Origin of the sequence: Qipengyuania atrilutea, assembly GCF_013370205.1 — a bacterium.
GTDB lineage: Bacteria > Pseudomonadota > Alphaproteobacteria > Sphingomonadales > Sphingomonadaceae > Actirhodobacter > Actirhodobacter atriluteus.
In genome coordinates, this window is record NZ_JABWGV010000022.1 from 1 (window position 1) to 577 (window position 577).

Consider the following 577-nt stretch of genomic DNA (forward strand, 5'->3'; position numbering starts at 1 on the left):
GCCGCCGTCACCGATGCGCAGTTCGCTGCACTCTCCGATCAGGTGACCGGCCTCGACTTCCGCCTCGATCAGCTCGATGAGGGTCTAAGCGGAGGCATAGCGTCCGCAATGGCACTTGGCAGCGCCGCTATCGTGCCGGACAAGAACGTATCGCTGACGGTATCTGCCGCCACTTATGCAGGCGAACAGGCGTTCGCCGGACAGTTCTCCGGCCGGATCAGCGAAAGCCTTTACGTCTCGGCTGGCGTGACCGGTAACACCGGTGACAAGAAAGTTGGCGCCAGAGTCGCGGCAACGGTTGGCTTCTGACCTCCAGAACCGAAAAACCGAGACGTAACGAATGAGGCGGTTTCTGACGGAACCGCCTCTTTTTGTTGCGCCAATCGGAACCATGTCGCGCTTCCGCTGGCTATCTCTCATGACAGGCTTGCCTGCGGGACAATCGCCTCGCACATAAGCCGGCAAGACACGAAAATCAGGAGAGAAGCATGCGTCAGGTCGATCACTTCATTGCCGGGGGAGCAGGCGGCGGCTCGGCCCGCACGCACGATATCTGGAACCCTTCGACCGGCGAAGT

At 60.5% G+C, this 577-nt stretch carries 1 protein-coding gene; it reads left to right on the forward strand.

The window, feature by feature from the left end; translation table 11 throughout:
- On the forward strand, nt 1-309 hold a 309-nt coding region (locus tag HUV48_RS14200), incomplete at its 5' end, for a YadA-like family protein (RefSeq protein WP_176268384.1).
- Nucleotides 310-577: the final 268 nt, after the last annotated feature.